Source organism: Desulfolithobacter dissulfuricans, assembly GCF_025998535.1.
Classification (GTDB): domain Bacteria; phylum Desulfobacterota; class Desulfobulbia; order Desulfobulbales; family Desulfobulbaceae; genus Desulfolithobacter; species Desulfolithobacter dissulfuricans.
This window is the reverse complement of record NZ_AP024233.1, coordinates 2,760,523-2,780,447: the sequence shown is the minus strand read 5'-3', so window position 1 is coordinate 2,780,447 and position 19,925 is coordinate 2,760,523. Positions and strand designations below refer to the sequence as shown.

At 57.1% G+C, this 19,925-nt stretch carries 19 protein-coding genes; 14 read left to right on the top strand and 5 right to left on the bottom strand.

The features are described from left to right. Nucleotides 1–12 precede the first annotated feature (12 nt). The 10 genes from GF1_RS12435 to GF1_RS12390 all read left to right on the top strand — a co-directional run bounded on the left by GF1_RS12435 (nt 13) and on the right by GF1_RS12390 (nt 8,826). A complete protein-coding gene (locus tag GF1_RS12435; protein WP_267926869.1) occupies nt 13–753 on the top strand; it encodes an NAD-dependent epimerase/dehydratase family protein in 741 nt (246 codons plus the stop codon). A 44-nt stretch (nt 754–797) separates the two neighbouring features. Beyond that, nucleotides 798–1,049 (top strand): Rossmann-fold NAD(P)-binding domain-containing protein, encoded by a 252-nt coding sequence (locus tag GF1_RS12430; protein WP_267926868.1) that lies wholly within the window; start codon nt 798–800, stop codon nt 1,047–1,049. Nucleotides 1,050–1,202: 153 nt separating this feature from the next. After that, nucleotides 1,203–1,634: a F0F1 ATP synthase subunit B gene (locus GF1_RS12425; RefSeq protein WP_267926867.1), complete on the top strand. Its 432-nt coding sequence runs from the start codon at nt 1,203–1,205 to the stop codon at nt 1,632–1,634. Nucleotides 1,635–1,642: 8 nt separating this feature from the next. Further along, a complete protein-coding gene (locus tag GF1_RS12420; protein WP_267926866.1) occupies nt 1,643–2,371 on the top strand; it encodes a F0F1 ATP synthase subunit B in 729 nt (242 codons plus the stop codon). After that, the gene (gene atpH / locus GF1_RS12415) at nt 2,368–2,913 is read left to right on the top strand and encodes an ATP synthase F1 subunit delta (RefSeq protein WP_267926865.1); all 546 of its coding nucleotides are present in this window, start codon (nt 2,368–2,370) and stop codon (nt 2,911–2,913) included. The genes GF1_RS12420 and atpH overlap by 4 nt, the downstream gene beginning before the upstream one ends. A 4-nt stretch (nt 2,914–2,917) precedes the next feature. Then, nucleotides 2,918–4,441 (top strand): F0F1 ATP synthase subunit alpha, encoded by a 1,524-nt coding sequence (atpA, locus tag GF1_RS12410; protein ID WP_267926864.1) that lies wholly within the window; start codon nt 2,918–2,920, stop codon nt 4,439–4,441. Nucleotides 4,442–4,462: 21 nt separating this feature from the next. After that, nucleotides 4,463–5,341 (top strand): ATP synthase F1 subunit gamma, encoded by an 879-nt coding sequence (atpG, locus tag GF1_RS12405; protein ID WP_267926863.1) that lies wholly within the window; start codon nt 4,463–4,465, stop codon nt 5,339–5,341. A 46-nt stretch (nt 5,342–5,387) separates the two neighbouring features. Beyond that, nucleotides 5,388–6,809: a F0F1 ATP synthase subunit beta gene (gene atpD, locus GF1_RS12400; protein WP_267926862.1), complete on the top strand. Its 1,422-nt coding sequence runs from the start codon at nt 5,388–5,390 to the stop codon at nt 6,807–6,809. 30 nt (nt 6,810–6,839) lie between these two features. Further along, entirely contained in the window at nt 6,840–7,256 is a 417-nt protein-coding gene (locus GF1_RS12395; RefSeq protein ID WP_267926861.1) for a F0F1 ATP synthase subunit epsilon, read from the top strand. A gap of 157 nt (nt 7,257–7,413) precedes the next feature. Then, nucleotides 7,414–8,826 carry an NAD(P)-dependent oxidoreductase gene (locus GF1_RS12390; protein ID WP_267926860.1) on the top strand — a complete coding sequence of 471 codons (1,413 nt, stop codon included), beginning with the start codon at nt 7,414–7,416 and terminating at the stop codon, nt 8,824–8,826. A gap of 109 nt (nt 8,827–8,935) precedes the next feature. Here the strand turns inward: GF1_RS12390 and GF1_RS12385 are convergent, their stop codons facing one another. The 4 genes from GF1_RS12385 to GF1_RS12370 form a co-directional block, all read right to left on the bottom strand. Then, on the bottom strand, nt 8,936–10,825 hold the full coding sequence (locus tag GF1_RS12385) for an N-acetylmuramoyl-L-alanine amidase (RefSeq protein ID WP_267926859.1): 1,890 nt from the start codon (nt 10,823–10,825) through the stop codon (nt 8,936–8,938). A 210-nt stretch (nt 10,826–11,035) separates the two neighbouring features. Then, nucleotides 11,036–13,720 carry a DNA mismatch repair protein MutS gene (gene mutS / locus GF1_RS12380; RefSeq protein ID WP_267926858.1) on the bottom strand — a complete coding sequence of 895 codons (2,685 nt, stop codon included), beginning with the start codon at nt 13,718–13,720 and terminating at the stop codon, nt 11,036–11,038. Beyond that, on the bottom strand, nt 13,717–14,223 hold the full coding sequence (locus tag GF1_RS12375) for an HIT family protein (protein WP_267926857.1): 507 nt from the start codon (nt 14,221–14,223) through the stop codon (nt 13,717–13,719). Before GF1_RS12375 ends, mutS begins: the two co-directional genes overlap by 4 nt. Further along, entirely contained in the window at nt 14,220–14,711 is a 492-nt protein-coding gene (locus GF1_RS12370; protein ID WP_267926856.1) for a metallophosphoesterase family protein, read from the bottom strand. The genes GF1_RS12375 and GF1_RS12370 overlap by 4 nt, the downstream gene beginning before the upstream one ends. Nucleotides 14,712–14,931: 220 nt before the next feature. On the opposite strand from GF1_RS12370, the gene efp reads away from it, so the two are divergent. Both efp and epmA read left to right on the top strand, forming a co-directional pair. Beyond that, the gene (gene efp, locus GF1_RS12365; protein ID WP_267926855.1) at nt 14,932–15,495 is read left to right on the top strand and encodes an elongation factor P; all 564 of its coding nucleotides are present in this window, start codon (nt 14,932–14,934) and stop codon (nt 15,493–15,495) included. Nucleotides 15,496–15,497: 2 nt separating this feature from the next. After that, nucleotides 15,498–16,415, top strand: coding sequence for an EF-P lysine aminoacylase EpmA (gene epmA, locus GF1_RS12360; protein ID WP_267926854.1), 918 nt, complete (start codon nt 15,498–15,500; stop codon nt 16,413–16,415). A gap of 38 nt (nt 16,416–16,453) precedes the next feature. On the opposite strand, the gene GF1_RS12355 is transcribed toward epmA, so the two are convergent. Further along, nucleotides 16,454–17,125, bottom strand: coding sequence for a metallophosphoesterase family protein (locus GF1_RS12355; RefSeq protein ID WP_267926853.1), 672 nt, complete (start codon nt 17,123–17,125; stop codon nt 16,454–16,456). 62 nt (nt 17,126–17,187) lie between these two features. Here GF1_RS12355 and GF1_RS12350 point away from each other — a divergent pair, with 62 nt between their 5' ends. Together GF1_RS12350 and GF1_RS12345 are read left to right on the top strand one after the other, a co-directional pair. After that, complete coding sequence (locus GF1_RS12350) at nt 17,188–18,771, top strand: XrtA system polysaccharide chain length determinant (protein WP_267926852.1); 1,584 nt, start codon at nt 17,188–17,190, stop codon at nt 18,769–18,771. 47 nt (nt 18,772–18,818) lie between these two features. Further along, nucleotides 18,819–19,859 carry an ExeA family protein gene (locus GF1_RS12345; RefSeq protein ID WP_267926851.1) on the top strand — a complete coding sequence of 347 codons (1,041 nt, stop codon included), beginning with the start codon at nt 18,819–18,821 and terminating at the stop codon, nt 19,857–19,859. Nucleotides 19,860–19,925: the final 66 nt, after the last annotated feature.

Here is a 19,925-nt window from a genome sequence, read left to right as displayed (position 1 = left end):
GGAGAGAGGCTCATGGGGACCATGAACATGAAAAGCGCCCTGGTCACCGGCGGGGGTGGGTTTGTCGGGCTGGCTCTGACCAGAGCCCTGCTCCAGGCCGGGGTCAGGGTCACGGTACTGGGACGGCATGCCTATCCGGAAGTACTGGCCCTGGGCGCGAAGTCCCTGGTCGGTGATATCCGCGACCTCGATTTTGTGAACCGGGCCATGTGCGGCCAGGAGGTGGTCTTCCATGTCGCGGCCCTGGCCGGGGTCTGGGGCCCTTTCCACGAGTACTATTCCATTAACGTCACCGGGACCCTCAATGTGCTGGCGGCCTGCCTCCGGAACCGGGTCCGCCAACTGGTCTACACTTCCACTCCGTCGGTGGTGTTTGACGGCCATGATCTGCGAGGCGCCGACGAATCACTGCCCTATGCCTCCAGACCCCTGTGCGCCTATGCGACCACCAAGATCATTGCCGAACGGGAAGTGCTGGCCATGAACAACAGGGGGCTGCGAACCATCGCTATCCGGCCACATCTGGTTTACGGCCCCGGCGACACCAACCTGATCCCGAGACTGCTGGCCCGGGGCCGGGAAGGGAGCCTGAAGATTGTCGGTTCCGGAGAAAACCGGGTGGACCTTACTTATATAGACAATGTGGTACAGGCTCACCTGCTGGCGGCCAGGGACCTGATGGGGCCCGGCAGGGGGCTGGCCGATCGTTTTTTGTCTCGGACGGTACCCCGGTCCGGCTCTGGCCCTGGATAAACGACGTTTTTTCCGCCTGCGGCATCAGGCCGGTGACGGCCAGGGTGCCCTTCAGGCTGGCCTGGATTGCCGGTTCGCTGTTGGAAACGGTCCATGCGCTCGCCGGTCTTGAGCGGGAGCCGAAAATGACCAGGTTTGTGGCTGAGCAGCTGGCCAGGGACCACTGGTTCAGTATTGATTCGGCTAGAGAGTTGCTGGGGTATGAACCGGAACATACCACCAAAGGTGGTACCGCAAACCTGTTGGCCTGGCTTGGGAAAACCACAGGCAAAAGCAGCGCTGCCGTGGTCTGCTGAAGGCTTCCATAAATGGTAATGATCAAAAAGTGCAACAAAAAAAGATTTGACAGCTAAAGGTTTTTTCAGTACTTATCTCATCAGTGAGCTGAACCACCATTCACTTCGCAGGGGTCAAAACATTATTTTTTTGAACAATCAGGAGCGGTTGGAATGATCACAATTGACATTACCCTGGTAATTCACATCATCAACATGATTGTGTTGATGGTCGTCCTGAACGCCATTCTCTACAAGCCTGTCCTGGGTATCCTGGCCAAGCGTGAAGAGACCATGGAGTCCCTTGGTAAGGATGTCGAGCAGTTCGAGCAGAACGCCCGGCGCAGGCAGGCCGAGGTGGACAAGAAGATGCGTGAGGCCAGCAGCCGGGCCAAGAAGGCGCTGGACAGTGCCAGGGCGGAGGCCCAGGCCGCCGGGGCTGAAAAGCTCGCCGCGATTCGGCAGGAAGCGGATACTGCGAAGGAAAAACAGCTCGCCGAGATCCGCGCTCAGATCGAGTCGGCCCGGAAGACGCTGCAGGAGAAGACGTCGGAATTTGCCACAGAAATGGCTGGGAAGATACTTGGAAGGAGTCTGGAAGCATGAGATCGCGAATGACAAAATGTGTACTTCCGGTGCTTTTTGCGCTCTGCTTGAGCCTGGCATCGGTGGCGCTGGCATCGTCGGCGCATGAGGCGGAACCTGCTGCAGCCGGGATCCATGAGGCAACAGTGAGCCATGCGGCGCCGGAGGCCACTGGAGCCACCCACGTTGCCGCCACCGGCCATGAGGCTGCTGCTGGTCACGAGGCCGTGGACGGACATGGGGGCGGTGGAGGTCATGCGGCACCCATGTTTACCCCCGAGAAGCTCAAGGATCTCTTCTGGCGGACGGTGAACTTTATCGCCCTGGTTATCATTCTGGTCAAGTTTCTCGCCAAGCCTATCGGTTCGGGTCTTGCCGGACGTCGGCAGCAGATTAAGGAAGAGCTTGAAGAGCTGCAGACCAGGCGCGACGAGGCCGAGCGTTCCTACAAGGAATTCGAGGCCCGGCTGGCCGGCATGGAAAAAGAAATGGAGATTGTTGTCGAGCGAGCCGTGAAGCAGGCCGAGGCGGAGAAGGAGAAGATCCTTGCCGATGCCGAGCGCCAGGCTGAAGATATCAAGCGTCAGGCCGAGGCCGCCATCCAGGCCGAGATCGTCAAGGCCCGGCGCGAGTTGCAGGACGAAGTGGCAGAAAAGGCCACGGCCATGGCAGAGGAATTGATCGTGAAGAATCTGACCCCCGAGGATCAGGTCCGGATTACCGAGCAGTATCTTGACAGGGTAGGTGCGGTACAGTGAAACAGACAATCTTAGCACGACGGTATACCAAGGCGCTTTTTTCTTTGGGAAAAGAGCAGGGGAAGGCTGAGGAGTACGCGGAAAAGCTCAGCGAGATTGCCGCGTTGTTCGAAGAGGCGGAAGGGGTTGCCGATGCGTTGACCAACCCTCTCTACCCCCTCGAGGCCCGGCAGAAAGTCATGGCCAAGATAGCGGAGAGCGCAGGTGCCGATGCTATTTTGACCCGGTTTCTCGACCTTCTGGTTGAGAAGAAAAGAGCTGGTATCCTTCCTGACATCGCGCTCGAGATGAAGGCAATGGTCGACCGGGAGCAGGGCATCAGCCACGGTTCACTGATCTCCGCCATCCAGCTGGATGCATCGCTCCTGGAGAAGATTCAGGCCACGCTTGAGAAGATAACAGGAACCAAGGTGATTCTCGAAACCCAGGTTGATCCATCGATTATCGGCGGAATAATTGCCAAGGTTGGCGATCTGGTGTTGGACGGAAGTATAAAGACGCAACTTAATGGATTAAAAGAATCTATCAAGGGGAGAGAATAGTCAAATGCAGATCAAAGCCGAAGAAATCAGTCAGATCATAAAGGATCAAATCGCTGGCTACGAGAGCGATGTCGACCTGAAGGAAACAGGAACCGTCCTCTCTGTCGGTGACGGTATTGCCCGTGTCTATGGCGTTGAGAACTGCCAGGCCATGGAGCTGCTCGAGTTCCCCGGCGGAATTTACGGTCTTGCCCTCAACCTTGAAGAGGATAACGTAGGTTGCGCTGTTCTTGGTGACGTCCGCCATATCAAGGAAGGTGATATCGTCAAGCGGACCGGGAGAATCGCCGAGGTGCCGGTTGGCCCGGAAATGGAAGGCCGTGTAGTCGACGGTATCGGCCAGCCCATCGATGGCAAGGGGCCGATCAATGCCAAGGAGACCCGCAAGATCGAGGTTCTGGCCCCTGGTGTTATCGAGCGTAAGTCGGTGCACGAGCCCTGCTACACGGGTGCCAAGGCCGTTGACGCCATGACTCCGGTTGGGCGCGGACAGCGTGAGCTGGTCATCGGTGACCGCCAGATCGGCAAGACCGCCCTCTGCGTCGATGCCATCATTGCCCAGAAAGACACCGATGTCCACTGCATCTACGTGGCCATCGGCCAGAAAAAGTCCACGGTCGCCCTGGTGGTAGAGGCACTGCGCAAACACGGCGCCATGGAGTATACCACGGTTGTCGCCGCCTGCGCCTCGGACCCGGCGCCGATGCAGTATGTATCCGCCTTCGCCGGCTGCGCCATGGGCGAGTACTTCCGCGACAATGGCCAGCATGCGCTGATCATCTACGATGACCTTTCCAAACAGGCCGTTGCCTATCGTGAGCTTTCCCTGCTGTTGCGGCGTCCGCCAGGACGTGAGGCATATCCCGGTGATATTTTCTTCAACCACTCCCGTCTGCTCGAGCGGGCCGCCAAGGTTTCCGACGAGCTGGGAGCCGGGTCGCTGACTGCTCTGCCGATCATCGAGACCCAGGCCGGTGACGTTTCCGCCTACATTCCGACCAACGTTATCTCCATTACCGACGGCCAGGTGTACCTGGAGCCGAACCTGTTCTTTGCCGGTGTCCGTCCTGCCATTAACGTTGGTCTGTCGGTATCCCGTGTTGGTGGTGCTGCCCAGGTAAAGGCCATGAAACAGGTCGCCGGTACCCTGCGTCTGGATCTGGCCCAGTATCGTGAGCTGGCTGCCTTTGCATCGTTTGGTTCCGATCTTGACGCTGCAACTCAGGCCCAGCTGACCCGTGGAGAGCGTCTGGTTGAAATTCTCAAGCAGCCACAGTATCAGCCGCTGCCCATGGAGAAGCAGGTCACCATTCTTTTCGCCGGTGCCAATGGCTTCCTCGATGAGCTGCCGGTCAATACCCTGGCCGACTACGAACAGGAACTCTACACCTATATCGAGACGAACGAGCCCTCAATCTTTTCCGACCTCCGGGAGAAGCAGGAGATCGATGCTGCCCTGGAAGAGAAGATGAAGAAGACGTTGACAGCCTTCGGTGAGACCTTCAAGGCAACAAAGGGCCTGAACTAAGAGAAGAGGGGAAACAATCCCATGCCTGGATTAAAGGATGTCAAAACAAAGATAGAGGGTGTTACCAAAACCTCGCAGATCACCAAGGCGATGAACATGGTCGCCTCTGCCAAATTGCGGGGCGCCCAGGAGAAGATGGAATCTTTTCGGCCCTATGCCGGGAAGTTTGCCCAGGCCATGCAGAATCTGTCTTCCGGGATGGAAGCCAGCAGTCAACCGCTGATGGAGGTACGTGACGTCAAGTCAGTGGAGCTTGTCGTTGTAACTTCCGATAGAGGCCTCTGTGGATCCTTCAACTCGAATATTCTCACCGCAGCTGAGAAACTGGCACACCATTATGAAAGCGAAGGAAAGAAAGTAAGCTTCATATGTGTGGGTAACAAGGCCTGCCAGTACTTCAGGAAAACAGGTAAGGTTCGGGTTGAGTACAAGGACATCATGGGCACCTTTCAGATGTTCAATGCCCGTGAAATTTCCCAGACCATCGCCGATGCTTTTATCTCCGGTGAGAGTGACGAGGTAAAGATAGTTTACGGCAAGTTTCACTCAGTGGCAGTACAGAAACCTGAGACAGAGTTGCTTCTGCCGATCAAGCCGGTTGAGCAGGAAGAAGGCGGGGACGCATCCGGCGGCACGAGCGGTGCCTATATCTTTGAGCCGGAGCCGGGCGAGATCATGGAAGTGCTGCTGCCCATGTATCTTAATGTCCAGGTGTACCATGCCATGCTCGAGGTTGGCGCCAGTGAACATGCCGCCCGGATGACTGCCATGGATAATGCTACCAACGCCTGTAAAGATATTGTTAACGAACTTACGCTGCTTTACAACAAGGCTCGTCAGGCTGCTATTACTGGCGAACTCATGGATATCGTCGGCGGAGCCGAGGCGTTGAAGGGATAATTCCATACGGAAGAGTATTTTTGATTATTAGAGGAGGCCATTTCAAATGGGTGATTCACGAGTTGGTAAGATTATACAGGTTATTGGCCCGGTTGTTGACGTCGAGTTTGCCGACGGAGAGCTGCCGGAAATTCTGAATGCATTGATGGTGACCAATCCGGCTATTAGTGACGAGCCCGAGAACCTGGTTATTGAGGTTGCTCAGCATCTTGGTGACAATGTTGTCCGTTGTGTAGCCATGGACCAGACCGATGGTCTTGTTCGCGGCATGGAATGCCGGGACACTGGTGCTCCCATCGAGATCCCGGTCGGTGAGCCGGCCCTTGGCCGGATCATGAACGTTGTCGGCCGTCCGGTTGATGGTAAGGGTCCGATCAACTCGGACAAGAAAATGCCTATCCATCGTCCCGCTCCGGCATTCACCGAGCAGGACACCGAGGTAAACGTGCTCGAGACCGGCATCAAGGTTATCGATCTGCTGGTACCGTTTCCCCGTGGTGGTAAGATGGGGCTGTTCGGCGGTGCCGGTTGCGGCAAGACGGTTATCATGATGGAGATGGTCAACAACATCGCCATGCAGCATGGTGGTATTTCCGTATTCTGCGGCGTCGGCGAGCGGACCCGTGAAGGAAACGACCTCTACATGGAGATGAAGGAATCCGGCGTACTGCCCAAGGCCGCCCTGGTGTACGGGCAGATGACTGAGCCTCCGGGAGCCCGTTCCCGGGTGGCCCTGACCGGTCTGACCGCTGCCGAGTATTTCCGTGATGAGGAAGGTCAGGACGTACTCTTCTTCGTAGATAATATCTTCCGGTTCACCCAGGCCGGTTCCGAGGTTTCCGCCCTTCTTGGTCGTATCCCCTCGGCGGTTGGTTACCAGCCGACCCTGGCCACCGACCTCGGTGCCCTGCAGGAGCGTATTACCTCAACCACCAAGGGTTCCATCACCGCGGTACAGTGTGTATACGTACCTGCCGATGACCTGACTGACCCTGCTCCGGCAACAACCTTTGCCCATCTCGACGGTACGGTTGTTCTTTCCCGGCAGATCGCCGAGCTCGGTATCTACCCGGCCGTTGACCCGCTGGACTCCACCTCCCGTATCCTCGATCCCAACGTTGTTGGCGAAGAGCATTACAAGGTTGCCCGGGGCGTCCAGGTTTCACTGCAGAAATACAAGGATCTGCAGGATATCATCGCCATCCTCGGTATGGACGAGCTTTCCGAGGAAGATCAGCTCACCGTACAGCGTGCCCGTAAGATCCAGCGTTTCCTGTCCCAGCCCTTCCATGTAGCCGAGGTATTCACCGGTATGGACGGCAAGTATGTCAAGGTTGAGGACACGGTCCGGGGCTTCAAGGAGATCCTGGAAGGAAAGCATGATGATCTGCCGGAAACCGCTTTCTACATGGTCGGTACCATTGATGAAGCTGTCGAGAAGGCAGCCGGTGAAAAGGCAGAGGCTTAATCGTCCGCAGGACGCGCAGAGGTATAACCGATGGCACAGATTCATCTCGAAGTAGTGACCCCCACGGGACCGGTAATCAGCGATGATGTGGATATCGTTACCGCTCCCGGTTATGGTGGAGAGTTCGGTGTGCTGGCAAACCATGCACCCTTTCTCAGCACCATAAAAATCGGAACGCTCAGCTATAAAAAGGACAAGCAGACCAGCTACCTGATGGTCAGCGGCGGCTTTGCCGAAGTGTCCAACAACAAGATCACTTTCCTTGTTGAAAGTGCTGAGTATGGATACGACATAGATGTGGAACGCGCCATGCGCGCCAAGGAACGTGCTGAAAAGCGTCTTGCCCAGGCCCAGTCTCAGTCTGAAAAAATCAACCGGGCCCGTGCCGAAGCTGCGTTGCGCCGTGCCCTTGCCCGGCTGAGAACCGCCGAAATGGCCAAGCAGTAAGTACCACATCGTCTCTCTAAGAAAAGCCGTCCATTCCGGACGGCTTTTTTTTTGCCCGAAATTCCTGCCACTTGCTCGTGTTCCTTGCCAAAATGCCAATATTCTGATACTTTTTGCTGCTAATATTTTTATAGAAGCTTGATGAACAGGAGGTAGGATGAAAGTAAAAGAACGTATGGCCATCCCGCGCCAGAAACCCAGGGAACTCGACCCGAAAGAACGGATCACCAGTTTTGACGAGGTGACCTTTGGTTATGATGAAGAAACCGCCATCCTGGAGGCCAACCGGTGCCTGCAGTGCAAGAAGCCCGGCTGCGTGGATGGCTGTCCCATCCGTAACGACATTCCAGCCTTCATAGGCCTGCTCAGGGAAAAGAAGTTTGAAGAGGCCTACTGGAAGGTCCGGGAGACATCCACCATGCCGGCGGTCTGTTCCCGGGTGTGTCCCCACGAGTTTCAGTGTGAGGGCCATTGTGTTCGGGGCAAGAAAGGGGAACCGGTGGCCATCGGGATGCTGGAACGCTATCTGACCGACTGGATGGTGGCCAACAACAAAAACCTGTTCCAGGAATGCGCCATGGCCAATGGCAAAAAGGTTGCCATTGTCGGCTCCGGACCGGCCGGCATGTCGGTGGCCTATTATCTGGCCCATATGGGCTATGATTGTACCATATTCGAGGCATTGCCGGTTTTCGGTGGTATGCTGGCTGTCGGAATCCCGCCCTACAGGCTGCCAAGAGACATTATCGGCGCTGAACTCTATGCCCTTAAGCATTGCGGAGTGACCATCGAGTTCGGGGTCACCATCGGACGTAACCGCTCCCTGCAGGACCTAAGGGACGAGGGCTTTGACGCCGTCTTTCTCGGGGTTGGGGCCCACGAGTCGAGAAAGCTCGGTATCGAGGGCGAGGACTCCACCGAAGGCGTGCTCCACGGGGTGGATTACCTGCGCAAGGTGCTCACCGGCGAGGATATCGATATCGGCAAGAAGGTCGTGGTGGTTGGCGGCGGCAACGTGGCCATCGACGTGGCCCGTACCGCCCTGCGTACCGGTTCCGAGGACGTCTTTATCCTCTATCGCCGGACCAAGGAGGAGATGCCAGCTTCCAGGGCCGAGATCCATCACCTGGAAGAAGAGGGTGTGCGGGTGGAAATCCTGGCCGCGCCGGTGAAGATTCATGCTGAGAACGGACGGCTGACCGGGGTGGAATGTATCCGCATGGAACTGGGTGAGCCGGACGAGTCCGGCCGTCGGCGCCCGGTCCCCATCGAGGGCTCCAACTTTATCATCGAGGCCGATTCCATTATTCCGGCCATCAGCCAGAAGGTGGATCACACAGCGGACTCCGGAGTCGATCTTAAACTGAGTCGCTGGGGAACCTATGAGGTTGATCCGCAGACCCTGCAGACCAATATTGAATGGATCTTCGCCGGTGGCGATGATGTGCTTGGCCCCCAGACCGTGGCCAAGGCCGTCTTCCAGGGCAAGGTTGCAGCCGAATCCATGGACCGGTACATGCAGGGCAAGGACCTCTATGAAGGACGGAAGTTTGTCAACTATCTGAGCTGACAGGTGGTTCTGGGAGCCGCAAGGTCGGTTCCGGCTGAAAAAGTAAAAAGGCGCCCGAATTCCGCTTCCGGATTCGAGCGCCTTTTTTTGTTGATGGGCAAGCTTCAGTTCACAGCTGGAGGGCTGCGGTGGTGTGGTGATCCACGTACCGGGCCACGCCGGCGGCAATCTGGCGGGCTATCTCTTCCAGGTAGTTGTCCTGCTTAAGTAATCGGGCCTCCTGCGGATTGGTGATAAAGGAAATCTCCGCCAGGATGGCCGGCATCTCGGCCCCGATCAGGACATAGAACGGGGCCTGTTTCACCCCAAGGTTCTTTACCTTGTGCTGCTGTTTATTCAGACCATTGACCAGGCTGTTCTGGACGTATCTTGCCAGCCGTGAGGACTCTTCGATCTTTGAGTTTTTCATCAGGTCCGACAAAATATCCTGCAGATCCGAGATGTTATGGGTCGAGGTAGCATTCTCCAGCGCCGCCACCCGCATGGCTTCGGTGTTGGTCGCCAGGTTGAGGTAAAAGGTCTCGATGCCCCTGGCCGATTTTTTGGGATGGGCATTGACATGGATGGAGAGGAAGAGGTCTCCATTGCTGGTGTTGGCGATGGCGGTCCGTTCCTCCAGGGGCAGGAATATGTCGCGGTCGCGGGTCAGGAGTACCTCGTAGCCATACTTTTCCCTGAGGATCTCCCTCACCTTGCGGGCCACCTTGAGGACGATGTCCTTTTCCTTGAGACCATGGGCCATGGCGCCAGGATCCTTGCCCCCGTGTCCGGGATCGATGACGATCCGCCGAACCCCCAGACCCAGCTGCTGGGCCAGGGAGAGGCTGGAGAAAGAGGTGTCCTGTCGCCTGGCCGGCGGCTTTTTCTTCTTGCTATCCGTCAGGGTGATGATGGAGGATAACCGTGATGGTGAAGAAGGGGATGGTTGTTTGATTCCACTGTCCACCTCCTTCGGATCGGTTGCCGGTTTGGAGGTTTCTCTATCCCTCGGCTTCGGCTCTGTTGCATTATCGGCGGCGGCCTCTGCGGCACGGTTTTCGTTCTGGCCATGGACGTCGACAATCACCCGGAAAGGGTCGTTGAGGCTGAATATCTTATAGTCGGAAATCGACTCGATATCGAGAACCACCCGGACCGTGGTGGGATCGAACTGGCCGGTGCGCACCTGCTTGAGCAGCCCGTCCTGGATAGGGATGGGAGAGCGAAATCGGGGCGGGATATAACTCTGGCTGAAATCAATGTAGAGCCGCCTGGGCTTGTCACCGTCCTTTTCAAGCAGCCTGGCCGTATAGTGGACCGGTTTGTTGGCCCGGATGACGATGCGGGTATAGTCGCTGGAGGACCAGTACTTGACCGGCAGGACATGAACCAGGTTCTGCAGGTTGGTGCGGCTCAGTCGCTCTGGCACCTGGATGTTATATTTTTCCGAGAGTTCCTGCAGTCGACTGAGTGCCGGGGCGTACTTGTCGCCTTCTGCAAACTGCTTGACGAGCTTTTCGTAGAGGCGGACCGCCTGCTGCGGATTTTTCCTGTCCCGGCGCTGGATTTCGGCCATGGCGAACAGGGCGTCATCGGCCAGCCGGTTGTCAGGGAAAATGGTGACCACGTCGTTGTAGTAGGAAATCGCATCGTCGAGATCGCTGTTCTTCTGGAACCGATGGTACATGCGCAGGTGCATGCGGGCCATCATATACAGGCAGGAAGGGGCCAGCGGTCCCTTGGGCGCGGCCAGGTAGATGCGGCGAAAATTTCGTACCCCGGTGAGCCAGTTATCACGCTCCCGGCCGATTCCAGGATCCCGCTCGAGGCGTAAATAGTGGTCCTTGGCTTTCTTGTACTGCCTCTCCAGGGAGTTCTGTTTGGTGGCCGTGGCCTCCTGGCCGGTGGCCTGTCCACCATGGAGCCAGGTGGGCAGCACCAGGAGGATGAGCAGGTAGAGCAGCAGTCTCTTCCCGGCATCAATGCAGGGGTATGACAGGGTATCGGGGCGAAATGGCATCAGATGCGCAGTGGCTCGGAACCAGGGAGCGGTAATTGCTGTATCTGCCCGGCACGATTCAACCTATCCGGAAAACAGGCTACAGGCCACAACCAGAGACAATACCTGGCTGGACCGCTGTTCGTTACCGGTATGGCTCGTGGCAGGCATCCTGCCGGGAAGTATACTGCATTGCAGGGTAGAGGTAAAATACTTTGTCCCGGCCCGGGTTCAGTTGCGCCCTCTTTCACTCAAAAGCTTTCTGGCCTCATAAAGGAGGTTCAGGGCCTCCCTGGGAGTGAGTTCGTCCGGATCGATCTCTTTCAGGAACCGGTGCAGTTTATCCTCTCCGGGAGCGAACAGTGGGAGCTGGCAGGGTTGGGAAGTGGTGGAGTTTTCTTTTTCCGCCGGCTGTTTTTTCCGGTCCCGCACCTTCTGCCGGCTCTTTTGCCACTCGCCTTCTTCAATGTCTTTGAGTATCTCGTGAGCCCGTTTGACCACGTGGGCTGGAACGCCGGCCAGTCCCGCCACCTGGATGCCGTAACTGCGGTTGGTCGCCCCCTTGACCAGTTTGTGAAGAAAGATGATGGAATCGTTCCACTCCCGTACAGCTATGGAATAGTTCTGGATTCGCGTATGGGTGCGGGCCAGCTCGGTGAGTTCGTGGTAATGGGTGGCAAAAAGGGTCTTGACCCCGCGGCCATTCTTGTCGGCCAGTTCTTCGGCCACAGCCCAGGCTATGGCCAGGCCGTCATAGGTCGAGGTCCCGCGGCCGATCTCATCCAGAATCACCAGGCTGCGGTCCGTGGCATTGTTGAGAATATTGGCTGTTTCGTTCATCTCGACCATGAAGGTGGACTGGCCGCGGCGCAGGTCATCCATGGCTCCCACCCGGGTGAAGATACGATCCACCAGGCAGATCTCGGCCCGGTCGGCGGGCACGAAACAGCCGATATGGGCCATGAGCACCAGGAGCGCGGTTTGCCGCAGGACCGTGGACTTACCTGCCATATTGGGGCCGGTGATGATCAGCAGTTCGTTTGTCTCCTGGTCGAGATGGACATCGTTTGGCACAAAGCGGCCCGGTTCCAGGCTTCGCTCGATGACCGGATGGCGCCCCTCGATGATGGTGATGGCGCTGCCGGCGGTAAGTTTTGGCTTGATCCAGTGGTACCGGTGGCTGGCCTCGGCCAGGCTGCACAGGACGTCCACCCGGGCAATCCCCGAGGCAGTGGCCAGCAGCCGACCCGAGTGGCTGGCTATCTGGCGGCGTATCTCAAGGAAGAGCTCGTATTCCAGTTCCAGGCGCCGTTCCTGGGCCGTGCTGATCCTGTTTTCCAGTTCCTTGAGATCCGGGGTGATGAAGCGCTCGGCATTGACCAGGGTCTGTTTGCGGATAAAGTCCTCCGGGACCTTGTCGGCATGGATTTTCGAGATCTCGAAAAAATAGCCAAAGACTTTGTTGTAGCCCACTTTCAGCTTGGGGATCCCGGTCCGCTGCCGTTCTTTCTCTTCCAGGGCAAGGATCAGCTGTTTGCCGTCGCGCACCAGGACCAGGAGTTCGTCGAGTTCGTCGTGGTATCCTTCCCGGATCAGGTTGCCCTCGCGCAGGCTCACCGGGGCGTCCTCACGGATGGCCCGGTGGATGAGCTCGTACAGGTCGGTGAGCAGGTCCAGTTCGGTGCCGATAGCAAAGAGCAGCCCGGAACCAAGTTCCAGGAGAATTTCTTTCATCTCCGGCAGCCTGGCAAGGGATATCTTCAGGCTGGTCATATCCCGGGCGTTGCCCTGGCCAAGACTCAGACGGCTGCAGAGCCGTTCCAGGTCATAGATGGAATCGAGAATTTCGCGCAGTCTCCTGCGGATGCCGGGATCGACCAGGAGTTGCTGGATGGCGTCCAGTCGAGCCTGGATTCGGCTGCGGTCCTGGAGGGGAAAGAGAAGCCGCTGGCGCAGGAGGCGGGCACCCATGGGGGTACGGGTCAGGTCCAGTACCGACAGCAGGCTCCCTTCTCTCTTGCCACCGATGATGGTCTCTGTCAGCTCCAGGTTCCGGCGGGAGGCATCGTCGATGATCAGGTGTTCCCCACGGCTGAGGGAGGCGATACGGCGAATATGGGAGAGGTCGGTCTTCTGGGTTTCCTGGATATAGAGCAGCAATCCACCGGCGGCCCGGATACCGGTGTGCAGGTCGCTGCAGCCAAACCCCTCCAGGCCACTGGTCTTGAAATGTTCGGTCAGGCAGGTGTGGGCGGTGTCGCGGTCGAACTGCAGATCCGCCCGCCAGGTGATGCAGAGTCCGGGCAGCAGAGTCGTCAGGGTGTCCAGCAGCGGTGCCAGCGGTTCTTCCAGTGATTCCGGCAGGAGAAGCTCGGCTGGCATCATCCGGGTCAGTTCGTCGGTGACCTGGCTGTATTCCTGGTCCACCTGGTGTTCGCAGACAAGAAACTCCCCGGTGGAGACGTCGAGAAAGCTCAGACCGGCGACCTTTGACTTCTTCTGTTTGTCAAGGACAAGTCCGCAGACATAACAGTTGCTCTTTTCATCGAGAATCTGCTCTTCGGTGGTTACTCCCGGGGTAACCACCCGAACCACCTCCCGCTTGACAATGCCCCTGGCCTGCCTGGGGTCTTCTGTCTGTTCGCAGATGGCGACCCGGTATCCGGCCCGGACCATTTTGCCAAGATAGGAGGAAACCGCATGGTAGGGTACTCCGCACATAGGCACCTTGTTGGTGTCATCCTTTGCGCTGCGGGAGGTCAGGGTGATCCCCAGGACCCGAGATGCGGTGATGGCATCGTCAAAAAACATCTCGTAGAAATCACCCATGCGATAGAAGAGAATGGTGTCCTTGTACTGCTCCTTTATTTCCAGGTACTGGCGGAGCATGGGGGTCATTTTAACGGGTTTTGTCATGACATCCGGGTAGAGAGCAGGTTTTGAAAATCAGGTACCAGGAGATCAAAGGTCTGATCGATATGCTGGGGGATGGTGCGGATTTCGGCGGTCACTGTGAGAAAGTTATGGTCCCCCTCCCAGCGGGGAATGATGTGGAAATGGAGATGGTCGGCAATGCCGGCTCCAGCGGCCTGGCCAAGGTTGCAGCCGATATTGAGTCCGTCGGGCCGCAGGTGGTTTCTCAGGATGAGGCAGCAGTCCTGGAGCATTTCCATCAGCGCGCTGTTTTCCTCCCGGTCCAGGTCGGTGATGTCGGCCACGTGGCGCCGGGGGGCCAGCAGCAGGTGGCCGTTGGCATAGGGGAAGCGGTTGAGCAGGACAACCACGTTCCGGTCCCGGTAGAGCAGCAGGTGGGCCCGGTCCCGGGAACTGTCCCCGGGCGGTTCGAAGAGGCAGCCCTGAACTTTCGGAGCCCTGCCCAGAACATGTTCCATGCGCCAGGGTGTCCACAGGGTCTTCATCGGGGCGCCACCTCGTGGATGGCGACCTCCAGGGTCTCGCCAATGGACAGCAGAGCGTATGTACCCGGGGCGCCGTAGTGGCCGGTGGAGCGGAAACTGCCTGGATTTATGAACAGTTTGTCGCTCTGCCGGTGGCAGGCGGCCTGGTGGGTATGGCCGTAGATTACGCAATCGGCCTCGGGAAAGATATCCCAGAGAGCGGATTCGATATCAAAACCAAGGCCGGCGCCGTGGATCAGGCCAAAGGAAAAGTTTCCCACTTCAAAACGCAGCTGGCTCGGAAGACGCTCCCGGGTGACGCGGCTGCACATGTTGCCATGCACCGCATAGATCTTTTTGTCCCGGAAGATATCCAGGACGCCGATTTCGGTCAGGTCTCCGGCGTGGATGATTATTTCGCAGTCTCCAAAGGCCCGGGCAGCCTGGCTGGCAAAGGTCCTGTCCGGGGCAAAGAGATGGGTGTCGGAAAGAATGCCTGCCTTGATCATGCTCTTTGTACCTGTCTGCGTCGGGGTGTTGTCCTGTGGGTACGGTGTTGCTCAGGTATGGAGACAGTGTTGCCGTTGCCGGCAGGTGCACAGCCTCAACAGTGTAAAAGAGAAAGAGGTTGAAAACAAGAAAAGAAGAGGAAGCGGTTGCAAAAAAGGTGTCTATCCCGTAACATGCACGACGAAAAAATCAATCTAACAACAAGCATGGGAATGAACAATGTATAGTGCCTCTGATCTTAGAAAAGGATTGAAGATTCAGATAGATGGTGAGCCATATATCATTACGGATTTTGAGTTCTCAAAGCCTGGCAAGGGCCAGGCCCTCTACCGGACCAAGATGCGTAACATGATCACCGGCAACCAGTTTACCCAGACCTACCGCTCCAACGACAAGTTTGAAAAACCGGATCTCGAGGAGCGGAAAATGCAGTTTCTCTATTCCCAGGGCGACGAATACCATTTCATGGATCTCAACTCCTATGAACAGTATGTTCTCAGTCGTGACCAGATCGGGGATAATATCAATTTTCTGGTCGACAACATGGAGGTCCATGTCCTTTTCTTCGGCGACCGACCCATTGATCTCAACCTGCCGATCTTCGTCAACCTGGAGGTGGTCAAGGCGGATCCCTGGGTCAAGGGAGACACCTCTGGTTCTGATTCCAAGCCGGTGACCGTAGAAACCGGATACGTTTTGCAGGTGCCGCCCTTTGTGGAAAAGGGCGATAAAATTCAGATAGACACCCGCAGTGGCGAGTATATCACCCGCGTGAAAGAATAACCATGAACGTCCCTTCCGGATGCCTGCAGCTGCGATCCAGGCTGCTGCAGGCGGTCCGTGGTTTTTTTCTCACCCGCGACTATATCGAGGTCGACACTCCTGTACGCCTTCCCACCCTCATCCCCGAGTCCCAGATAGAGCCCGTCGCCTCCGATGGCTGGCTGCTGCAGACCTCGCCTGAACTGTGCATGAAGCGGCTTCTGGCCCGGGGTTGGCCAAGGATCTTTCAGATTTGTCACTGTTTTCGCAGCGGTGAGTCTGGCCGTCTGCATCTGCCCGAGTTCACCATGCTGGAGTGGTACCAGCTGGGCTGGGATTACAATGATCTGATGGCTGAGTGCGAAAGTTTCATCCGGGCGGTGGCCCGGGAATGCAGTGATTTTCCCGGACTTGTCCGGCCTGGAGTACTGGCATGCCAGGGCCGCCACATCGACCTGGAATCGACGTTTGATCGCCTGACCGTGGCCGAGGCCTTTTATCGCTATGGGGGGATGAGCGCGGCGGAAGCGGTGGCATCGGACCGGTTTGACGAGATCCTGGTAACCCGGGTCGAGCCCCATCTCGGGTGGCCCCGACCGGTCTTTCTCCATGACTACCCTCTGGAGCTGGCCTCCCTGGCCAGGAAAAAACCCGGGGCCCAGGTTGCCGAGCGTTTTGAGCTCTACATTGGCGGAATCGAGCTGGCCAACGGTTTTTCAGAACTGGTGGATGGCCGGGAGCAGCGGCAGCGGTTTGCCAAAGAGATTGCCCGGGCCGCGGCCGTCGGGCTCCAGCTCACCATGCCGGAACAGTTTCTTGCCGACCTGGATACCCTGGACGCGGCCGCCGGTATTGCCCTTGGGTTTGACCGACTGCTCATGCTGTTTGCCGGGGTGGAAGAAATTTCTCAGGTGGTCGCTTTTTCCCCACAAAATATGTAACCCCTTGTTTGTAATTTATAATCAGATGATATACGATGTTACAATGAGGTCGGAAAGGGATGGGTTGTTTCCCCGGGAACACTGATAAATTCCCGTTCCGGCAGTAGCAGGGCCGTGAGTCGGCCGCCGTAGACCGCGCCGGTATCGATGCCGATTTTGTTGGGCTCCACCAGTGGTTTTTTGAATACGGTGTGGCCGAAAATAACCGGTTTGCCGAAATCAAAGCTGGAGTGAATAAACTTATCCCGAACCCAGAGACACCAGTCCGGTGTCTGCCAGCTCAGGTGGCACCCCGGTTCCAGACCGGCATGGACATAGATCCCATGGTTGTCTTCCCAGAAGAGCGGCAGACTGGTGAAAAAGGCCAGGTGTTCCTCGGGAAGGGACTCTTTGGTCACGGGTTCTCTGGTCGGATCCAGACCATAGCTTCGCAGGGTCTGCAGGCCGCCAACCCGGAGAAAGACGGTCTGGTCCAGGCCTTCCAGGTAGTTGAGCAGCATCAGCTCATGGTTGCCCTGGAGGGTGATGACCTGGGGATGTTCTTTCTTCAATTCCAGGATGCGGTCGACCACCTGGCGTGAGGCAGGACCCCGGTCGATATAATCTCCGAGCAGAACAATGGTATCAGCTCTGTCCCTGACCTGTTCCAGCAGCATGGAAAAAGAGTGGATACAGCCGTGGATATCACCGATGACACAGGTACGGAGCATATGGAAACCCGTCGGGTCGTTGGAGAGATAAAGCTTAGCCTTTGAATGTCACAAAGTAAATCATGGAAAACCAGCAGCGTCAACAGGTAAAGAAATATGTGGATCTTCTGGTCTTTCGCTGGAAGATGATCACCGTGTTCACCCTGATTGCCCTGACCCTGGGGCTGGGGATGTATATGCGGATGCCCAAGCTCTACCAGGCCTCGGCGCTGCTCAGCTACGAACAGCAGCGTATCAATCCGGCCAGGATGGCGCCCGAGGCCACCCGGCGGCTCCGGGACACCGTGAGCACCCTGACCGATATCGTCACCAGCCGTAACAACCTGGAACAGGTGATCAAGCAGTTCAATCTCTATCCCGAGGCCCGCCAGCAGCTGCCCATCGAGGATGTGATCGAGCTGATGAGGAAAAATATTAAAATATCACCATCATCCCGTGGGGATACTTTTACGGTCACTTTTCAGGGTCGGTATCCGGACAAGGTGATGAAGGTGACCAATGCCCTGGCGGCCAAATTCATCGAAGAGAACCTGAAGTACCGCGAAGAGCGGGCCACCGAGACCTCCAGGTACACTCAGGATGAGCTCAACATGGCCAAGGAAGTCCTGGATCGCAAGGAACAGGCCATGCGCGATTACAAGCTCAAATACTATAACGAAATGCCGGATCAGCGGCAGGGCAACATGCAGCGTCTGACCGCTCTCCAGGAGCAGTATCAGAATATTCAGGATTCGATCCAGGACCTGGAGCGGACCAAGGTCATGGTCCAGGAGCAGATTGCCCTGAGAAAACAGCTGGCCGCCGGAGCATCTACGCTCGGCCCTGTGGGCCAGGCCCCTGCTGCGCCCCCGGGCCCGGCAACCCCTTTTGAGCGACTGCAGGAACTGCGCAGCCGGCTGGATACTCTGCTGCTCAAGTACACGGACAAACATCCGGAAGTCCGGCGCATAAAGCAGCTGATCGCCAAGCTGGAAAAAGATCTCGAACAGCCGGACCAGGCAGCCCCGGATAAGGAGAGTACGGGGCAAAGTGATCTCGCCGCCAGGATGCAGGATCCGCAGCTGCTGCAGTTAAAGCTGCAGCTCAGGGAAATCAACCTCAATATCAAGAAATTACGGGAAGACCAGGTCAAGATCCGGGCGGAAATCGAAAAGTACAAGAAATGGATCGCCGCCGCTCCCATACGGGAAGCGGAGTGGGCCGCCCTCACTCGGGACTACAACGAGCTGCGTCGTCACTACGACTACCTGGTGGCCCAGAACCTGCAGGCGGCCTCGGTGGAGCATCTGGAGCGGAAGCAGAAGGGCAGTAAATTCAAGATTGTCGATCCGGCCCGCTATCCGGAAAAACCATTCAAGCCTGATTTCAAGAAGCTGATCCTTATGGCCCTGGCTGGTGGGCTTGGCCTGGGCGTGGGGCTGGCTTTCGGGCTGGATTTTATCGATACCTCGTTCAAGGACGTGGAAGACCTGGAAAACACCCTGGGGGTCACAGTCTCCTGTACCGTGCCCTATCTTCCCACCCGGGCAGAGATCCGCCGGCAGCGGCTGGTCTCCACCTTGTGGGGCATATTGCTCTTTTCCTACACCGCTGCTCTGCTCGGGGCCATGGTCTATTTCTGGAAAAAGGGCATGATAATCATCTGATTCGGCCAGGGGACCGGGGCGCCGAACCTGAGCTGGCAACTGTTTCCATGTATCGACAATATTACGGATTATCCAGAAAACCCTTTGAACTTTCACCGGATCCCGAGGTGGTCTACATGAGCGAGACCCATCAGGAGGCTCTGGCCATCCTGCGATACGGGGTGATGTCCGGCAAGGGGTTCCTGGTCCTGACAGGTGATGTGGGAACCGGCAAGACCACCCTGCTCCAGGCCTTGGTGGCTTCGCTGGACAACCGGGTCCATCTCTGCCTGCTCAACAACCCGGTTCTGGAGCGGGAGGAGTTTTTCACCTATATCGGCCACTATTTCGGCCTGACCTTTCAGGGTAACAAAGCCGCCTTTCTTCTCGCTTTTGCCGATTTTCTCAAGGGGTGCCAGGAACGGGAGGAAAAGGTCTTGTTGATCGTGGACGAGGCCCACGTCCTGCCGGTGGAACTTCTGGAAGAGATCCGGTTGTTGTCCAATCAGGACCGGCAGGGACAGGAGGTCCTGTCGGTTTTTCTGGTTGGCCAGCCGGAACTGAATGTTCGGATGTCCGATGACCGGCTGCTGCCCCTGCGTCAGCGAATCGGGATGCGATTTCATCTCCAGCCGTTCAACTCCGAGGAGGCTCGGCAGTATATTCTCTTTCGTCTGCGCCGGGCCGGTGGCCAGCATCTTGATCTGTTCACCGGCGAGGCCATGGATCTGATCTACCAGGCGAGCAAGGGTACCCCGCGGTTGATCAATATCCTCTGTGATCATGCCCTGCTCACCGGGTTTGCCATGGAAAAACCGGTCATAGATGGATCCATTATCCGGGAGTGTATTGGTGAGCTGCATTTTCCCGGTGAAGAAACTCCCCTGCCCCTGCCGGTTCAGAAAAAAAAAGATTCAGGGAACAGGGGGCTCGTCGGCCGTGGTCTGACAGTGCTTCTTCTTCTGCTGCTCGGGTTTGCGGTGGTGGAAGCTGTTCCTCCGCTCAGGCCCTATTCGCCGCTGCAGTTCATCCTGCCGCCCCAGTGGCGGGATACTATCCATTTATTTTTAGACCGTTTAGCTGGAGGCTTGCATGGGAAAGGTTTTTGATGCACTGGAAAAGGCCGGATCGGCGGAAGAATTGTCCCGCTCAAGGCCCACTCCTTCAGCCCCGAG

Bases quoted from the DNA above. Each gene is read 5' to 3' on its own strand.
- GF1_RS12435 (WP_267926869.1), top strand. From the start codon at position 13: ATGGGGACCATGAACATGAAAAGCGCCCTGGTCACCGGCGGGGGTGGG.
- GF1_RS12425 (WP_267926867.1), top strand. From the start codon at position 1,203: ATGATCACAATTGACATTACCCTGGTAATTCACATCATCAACATGATT.
- GF1_RS12420 (WP_267926866.1), top strand. From the start codon at position 1,643: ATGACAAAATGTGTACTTCCGGTGCTTTTTGCGCTCTGCTTGAGCCTG.
- atpA (WP_267926864.1), top strand. From the start codon at position 2,918: ATGCAGATCAAAGCCGAAGAAATCAGTCAGATCATAAAGGATCAAATC.
- atpG (WP_267926863.1), top strand. From the start codon at position 4,463: ATGCCTGGATTAAAGGATGTCAAAACAAAGATAGAGGGTGTTACCAAA.
- atpD (WP_267926862.1), top strand. From the start codon at position 5,388: ATGGGTGATTCACGAGTTGGTAAGATTATACAGGTTATTGGCCCGGTT.
- GF1_RS12395 (WP_267926861.1), top strand. From the start codon at position 6,840: ATGGCACAGATTCATCTCGAAGTAGTGACCCCCACGGGACCGGTAATC.
- GF1_RS12390 (WP_267926860.1), top strand. From the start codon at position 7,414: ATGAAAGTAAAAGAACGTATGGCCATCCCGCGCCAGAAACCCAGGGAA.
- GF1_RS12385 (WP_267926859.1), bottom strand. From the start codon at position 10,825: ATGCCATTTCGCCCCGATACCCTGTCATACCCCTGCATTGATGCCGGG.
- mutS (WP_267926858.1), bottom strand. From the start codon at position 13,720: ATGACAAAACCCGTTAAAATGACCCCCATGCTCCGCCAGTACCTGGAA.
- GF1_RS12375 (WP_267926857.1), bottom strand. From the start codon at position 14,223: ATGAAGACCCTGTGGACACCCTGGCGCATGGAACATGTTCTGGGCAGG.
- GF1_RS12370 (WP_267926856.1), bottom strand. From the start codon at position 14,711: ATGATCAAGGCAGGCATTCTTTCCGACACCCATCTCTTTGCCCCGGAC.
- efp (WP_267926855.1), top strand. From the start codon at position 14,932: ATGTATAGTGCCTCTGATCTTAGAAAAGGATTGAAGATTCAGATAGAT.
- epmA (WP_267926854.1), top strand. From the start codon at position 15,498: ATGAACGTCCCTTCCGGATGCCTGCAGCTGCGATCCAGGCTGCTGCAG.
- GF1_RS12355 (WP_267926853.1), bottom strand. From the start codon at position 17,125: ATGCTCCGTACCTGTGTCATCGGTGATATCCACGGCTGTATCCACTCT.
- GF1_RS12350 (WP_267926852.1), top strand. From the start codon at position 17,188: ATGGAAAACCAGCAGCGTCAACAGGTAAAGAAATATGTGGATCTTCTG.
- GF1_RS12345 (WP_267926851.1), top strand. From the start codon at position 18,819: ATGTATCGACAATATTACGGATTATCCAGAAAACCCTTTGAACTTTCA.